The organism is Novacetimonas hansenii JCM 7643 (assembly GCF_000964405.1).
Taxonomy (GTDB): Bacteria; Pseudomonadota; Alphaproteobacteria; order Acetobacterales; family Acetobacteraceae; genus Novacetimonas; species Novacetimonas hansenii.
The window spans coordinates 1-5,548 of the sequence record NZ_BANE01000126.1 but is presented as its reverse complement, the minus strand read 5'-3'; the positions used below and the strand labels follow the sequence as shown (position 1 = coordinate 5,548).

General features: G+C 59.7%; 6 protein-coding genes. 3 read left to right on the top strand and 3 right to left on the bottom strand.

Going from position 1 to position 5,548, the window contains the following annotated elements; genetic code table 11:
* Positions 1-347 precede the first annotated feature (347 nt).
* On the top strand, positions 348-599 hold the full coding sequence (locus B7G66_RS09745; protein WP_225578769.1) for a hypothetical protein: 252 nt from the start codon (positions 348-350) through the stop codon (positions 597-599).
* A 16-nt stretch (positions 600-615) separates the two neighbouring features.
* On the opposite strand, the gene mntR is transcribed toward B7G66_RS09745, so the two are convergent.
* The 3 genes from mntR to B7G66_RS09730 all read right to left on the bottom strand — a co-directional run bounded on the left by mntR (position 616) and on the right by B7G66_RS09730 (position 2,754).
* On the bottom strand, positions 616-1,098 hold the full coding sequence (gene mntR, locus B7G66_RS09740; protein WP_040511112.1) for a manganese-binding transcriptional regulator MntR: 483 nt from the start codon (positions 1,096-1,098) through the stop codon (positions 616-618).
* Positions 1,099-1,210: 112 nt separating this feature from the next.
* Positions 1,211-2,077: a formyltetrahydrofolate deformylase gene (gene purU / locus B7G66_RS09735; RefSeq protein ID WP_003622154.1), complete on the bottom strand. Its 867-nt coding sequence runs from the start codon at positions 2,075-2,077 to the stop codon at positions 1,211-1,213.
* An 8-nt stretch (positions 2,078-2,085) separates the two neighbouring features.
* The gene (locus tag B7G66_RS09730) at positions 2,086-2,754 is read right to left on the bottom strand and encodes a peroxiredoxin (RefSeq protein ID WP_003622153.1); all 669 of its coding nucleotides are present in this window, start codon (positions 2,752-2,754) and stop codon (positions 2,086-2,088) included.
* A 94-nt stretch (positions 2,755-2,848) separates the two neighbouring features.
* Between B7G66_RS09730 and B7G66_RS09725 the strand changes: the two genes are divergently transcribed.
* Positions 2,849-3,772 carry an MBL fold metallo-hydrolase gene (locus B7G66_RS09725; RefSeq protein WP_003622152.1) on the top strand — a complete coding sequence of 308 codons (924 nt, stop codon included), beginning with the start codon at positions 2,849-2,851 and terminating at the stop codon, positions 3,770-3,772.
* An 88-nt stretch (positions 3,773-3,860) separates the two neighbouring features.
* The gene (locus B7G66_RS09720) at positions 3,861-5,150 is read left to right on the top strand and encodes an NAD(P)/FAD-dependent oxidoreductase (RefSeq protein WP_003622151.1); all 1,290 of its coding nucleotides are present in this window, start codon (positions 3,861-3,863) and stop codon (positions 5,148-5,150) included.
* Positions 5,151-5,548 lie beyond the last annotated feature (398 nt).

Genomic DNA, 5,548 nt, shown 5'->3' with positions numbered 1-5,548 from the left:
GCCTTTTTGAAAAAAGGCGGCACCCAAAAACTTTTCTTATTTTTATCAATGATCTGTTTTCAAACAATATTTAAGATTTTTGAAAATTCTCACCAAAAACTTCCTGATGATTTCAAGGCGCTTCCCGGAGCAACTGTTCAAACAGTCCTTTTAATCCTTACTCCAAAATAACATTCAAAAACTTCAGCGGCTGCTGAGGACTTTTCCTCCGCAAACACGCCCCCACCACCTTACATGCATGCCCCCGGCCACCCGACAGATACGCCAGGCGGGTAAGCCCTGTGCGCGCCCCCCTGTCACGAATCACGCCAAACCATTATGACCTGATGACGAGGGAGGAATACGAAATGACATTTCCGATCCGGCTGACGGTGCTGCTTGCCGCGACGGGGCTGCTGTCGGCCTGTGGCGGGGGAGCGGGCCCTTATAACATGGGGCTTAGCGGGCCTGACGGTCCCCCCATCGCCGACAATGACTGGAACCAGACACAGACGGGCATGGGGGGATATTACGGCCCCTATAATGATGGATTTGCGCCCGAGGGGCTGGATGGTGGGCCGCCGAACTACCTTGCCGATGAATATATGCCACTGCCCTAACCGACGGAGGGCAGAATCATTTGCGCGTTTCAGGGGCGGCGCGGGTGTCCATGAACTCCGCAATGCCTGCACGGATTGCACGTTCGAAGGCGGCGAGCGTCTCTTCGCCCACATAATGCTCCATGCCTTCGGCATCAATGCCCGCATTCTTCTCGCTGATGCCCAGCGCGCGCAGGAACGTCTCCACGATATGGTGGCGGGCCTGACTGTCAGCGGCCATCTTCTCCCCCGCCTCCGTCAGGAAAATGCCGCGATAGGGGCGACGCGTGACAAGGCCGTCCGCCTCCAGCCGGCACAGCATCTTGGCCACCGTTGGCTGCGACACACCCAGACGCTGTGCGATGTCTACCTGCCGCGCTTCCTGACCATCATGCAAAAGGTCAGCGATCAGTTCGACATAATCTTCCACCAGCGCGGTCTTGCGGGACTGACGCGCCTGCTCGAACCCGGCGGACTGCGTGCGGGGGTCGGGCATGGGGCCCGGTTTCCTGCGCGTCATGCTGTCTCCTGAAAATCGGGACCGGCGCACGACCGATGGATATGGCCCGATGGCCGTGGCGTATGCAGAAGCATTTCCCCCCTTGGTGTCCCATCCGATGCCATGGCTGCGTTCACGCGCTGAAGACGATCGTCTTGCGCCCATCGGGAATGATACGGCATTCCGTGAAATACCGCACCGCACGCGCCAGGACGCGGCGTTCGATGTCGCGCCCCTTGCGCACAAGGTCGTCAGGGCTGTCGGCATGGGAAATACGTTCCACATCCTGTTCGATGATCGGCCCTTCATCAAGGTCGCCCGTCACGAAATGCGCCGTCGCCCCGATCAGCTTGACCCCACGGGCAAAGGCCTGGTGATAGGGGCGCGCGCCCTTGAAGCCGGGCAGGAAGGAATGGTGGATATTGATGCACCGCCCCGCCAGTCGCGACACCAGCGAATCCGACAGGACCTGCATGTAACGCGCCAGCACCACCAGTTCCGCGCCCGTACCGGACACGATATCCCAAATCCGCGCCTCCTGCACCGGGCGTGTGGCCGCCGTGACGGGAAGGTAGTGAAAGGCGATGTCACCGAAATCAATGTCCGCATAGGTTTCGCGCGGGTGGTTGGCAATGATCGCAACCGGGTCGATCGACAGTTCACCGATACGCCAGCGATACAGCAGATCCACCAGACAGTGGTCAAAGCGCGAAACCATCAGCACCGTGCGCGTGGGCTGCGCACGTGCGCGCAGGGTCCAGTGCATCTCGAACTCCCGCGCCATGGTCGCCACGGCATCGCGCAACGTCGTCTCCGCCGCGGCATGCACGGGCATGCGGAATACCACGCGCATGAAGAAGGAACGGCTTTCCCACGCATCGAACTGCTGCGCCTCGGTAATGTCGCATCCCGCGCCAAACAGCGTCGAACTGATGGCCGCGACGATCCCGGGCCGGTTCATGCACCGCAGGGTAAGGATATAGACGGACATATCGGGCATGCGCGCCTCTACTTGCCGGTGGAAAGGTGGTCGGGGGTTGCGGGATAAAACCAGCATCCCGTCGCATCACGCACATCATCCTGCGTCAGGGGCACGGGGGCCAGGACATCATCGCCGGGGCGCCATCCCTCTGGCGTCATGACATCGCCATCGGCCGAACGCTGCAACGCGGCCAGCAGACGCAGCAATTCGTCCACCGAACGCCCCACCGACATCGGATACCATATGATCGCACGCACAATGCCCGTGGGGTCGATGAAATAGGTCGCGCGCACTGTCGCACTGTCATGCGCGTCAGCCGCCAGCATGCCATAGGCCTGCCCGACCGCCATCGACGGGTCCTCCACCACGGGGAAGGGAATCTCCACCCCGAAACGGGTACGAATCGCCTCCAGCCATGCAAGGTGGGAATACAGGCTGTCCACCGAAAGGCCGAGCAACGCGCACTCCATCGCCTCGAAGCGGGCATATTCACGCGTCAACGCCAGGAATTCACTGGTGCAGACCGGGGTGAAATCCGCCGGGTGGGAGAAGAAAAGCAGCCATTTCCCGCGGAAATCACTCAGCCGCACCTCTCCTTGAGAGGTACGGGCCTGAAAATCCGGGGCCGGGTCGCCGATACGCAACGGATGCTGTGCCGTGGCGTTGGAAATGGGAGAGGTCTTGCCGTCATTCATTGTCTGCCCCTTTTGCACCTGTCGCATCTTGACGCAAGATGCCCGACAACATACATTTATTATGTAATTTATAAACTATTGTGAAGACAACGCCATGTCAGATTTAGCCCTCGCCGCTGCGGACCGTCAGGTCGTTACAGCCCTGAGATCTGATAAGGTACCGTTTATAAAGACTTTTTTTGATAATACGACCTTTACCGCCACACATGTCGTCCATGATCCCGCCACCCGTGAGGCCGCGGTGATCGACAGTGTGATGGAATATGACCCCGCCGCCGGACGCACCGCCCATCACCATGCGCAGGACGTGGTGGATTACATCCGTGCAAACGATCTGGACCTGCAATGGCTGCTGGAAACACATGTCCATGCAGACCACCTGTCGGCCGCGCCATGGATACAAGAACAGCTTGGCGGGCAGCTTGCGATCGGGGCGGATATCATCCGGGTACAGGACATATTCGGCAAACTGTTCAACGCCGGAACACGTTTCGCGCGCGATGGGTCACAGTTCGACCGCCTGTTCCATGATGGGCAGACGTTCATGCTTGGCTCCATCCCCGCCATTGCACTGCATGTGCCGGGCCATACGCCGGCGGACATGGCGTATGTGATCGGGGATGCCGCCTTTATCGGCGATACGCTGTTCATGCCTGATTATGGCACCGCGCGCGCGGATTTCCCCGGCGGGGATGCGCGGATGCTGTATCGTTCCATCCGTCGCCTGCTGCGCCTGCCGGAACGGACGCGGCTGTTCCTGTGCCATGATTACAAGGCACCGGGGCGCGACACGTTCGCATGGGAAACGACGGTGGGGGCGGAACGCGCCCACAATGTCCACGTTCACGAAGGCGTGAGCGAGGAGGCGTTCGTCAGCATGCGCACCGGGCGTGACGCGACGTTGTCGATGCCTAACCTGCTGATGCCCTCGGTCCAGGTGAACATGCGCGGCGGCCACCTGCCGGAGGCAGAGGAAAACGGCACGCGTTATATCAAGATCCCGATTGACCGCGTGTGACCACCCGCCCATTGCTGCGGCATCACAAGACCCACATAACAAGACCACGGCACGATCAAACCTGATTGTTTTCGAGGAGTTAGCCATAATGAACGACACCCCAGCCCCCACGGCCCCCGCCCTGGTCAGCAGCGCGCGCGGGCTGACCTATGACATCGCCATCATCGGCGGCGGGGCCGCGGGTCTTTCCACCGCCGCCAGCATCCTCAAGCGCAAGCCGGGCATCACCGTCGCCATCGTGGAACCGTCGGGTTCGCATTTCTACCAACCGGGCTGGACGCTGGTGGGCGGTGGCGTGTTCAAACAGTCCCAGACACGCCGGTCGGAAAAGAAGCTGATCCCGGCGGGCGCGGACTGGGTCCAGGCCGCCGCCAGCGGTTTTGACCCTGATGGACGTATCGTCCACCTGTCGAACGGGTCATCGCTGCGCTACAGCATCCTGATCGTCGCCACCGGCATCATGCTGGACTGGGATGCGATCGAGGGCCTGCCCGAAGCACTCGGCCGCAATGGCGTGACCTCCAACTACCGCTATGACCTTGCCCCCTATACGTGGCAGATGGTCCAGACGCTGGGACGTGGCAATGCGGTGTTCACGCAGCCCCCAATGCCCATCAAATGCGCGGGCGCCCCGCAAAAGGCGATGTATCTGGCATGCGATGCGTGGCGCAAACGCGGGATTGCGGACAATATCAACGTCTCTTTCCATACCGCGACACCCGGCCTGTTCGGGGTAAAGGATTATGTCCCCGCGCTGATGGAATATATCGAGCGGTATCGCATTGACCTCCAACTGAAATCCAACCTTGTCGCCGTTGATGGGCCACGGCAGGTCGCCACCTTCTCCAACGTCGGCGCGGATGGCGTCACGACAAAGAGCGAAGTCGAATTCGCGATGCTGCACGCTGTCCCGCCGCAGCGCGCACCAGACGTGATCCGCAACAGCCCGCTTGCCGGGGCGGACGGTTTTGTTGCGGTGGACCCCGCCACCCTGCGCCACGTCAAGTATGATGACATATTCGCACTTGGCGATGTGGCCGGGACCTCCAACGCCAAGACGGCCGCCGCCGTGCGCAAGCAGGCCCCCATCGTCGCGGTCAACGCGCTCGCCGCGCTGGAGGGTCGGCCCATGGTCGCAGATTATGACGGCTATGGCGCATGCCCGCTGACGGTGGAGCGCGGGAAGATCGTACTGGCGGAGTTCGCATATGGCGGCAAGCTGGCGCCAAGCCTGCCGAAATGGGTGCTTGATGGCCGTCGGCCGACCCATCTGGCCTGGCTGCTGAAGGAATATGTCATGCCGCTGCTGTACTGGGATGGAATGCTCAAGGGGCGTGAACTGATGGTCGAACCCCGCCCGCTATGTGGCAAGAGCTGAGAGAGACCATTTCAAAACAGCCCATTAATCAGAAAGAATAGAAGTGTCGGGATGTTGCCTTCCTATAAAGAAGCAACACCCGTCACAGCTTTAAAATTTTCATTCCAATGGATTATTTAACCTGTCCATCCGGGCAGGACGCAAAAACCGATGATCCGAATGACAGACGTTTTTGCGGAAAAAGCTGTTCCCACGCGGCGCCCTGAACACGTCGGATCCGTCACCCCGCCGAAACCACAAAGGTTTTTGCAAATAACTCCCCAAAAAAACCTTTGTGAAATCATCGCTTTTTCAGAATGTTGAAGCAACCTCTGAAAGTGCCCATTCCCATATCCATGGGCTGCTTTCAGAGATTGTTTGAAAACAAATCATTGATAAAAAACAGGAAAAGTTTTTGG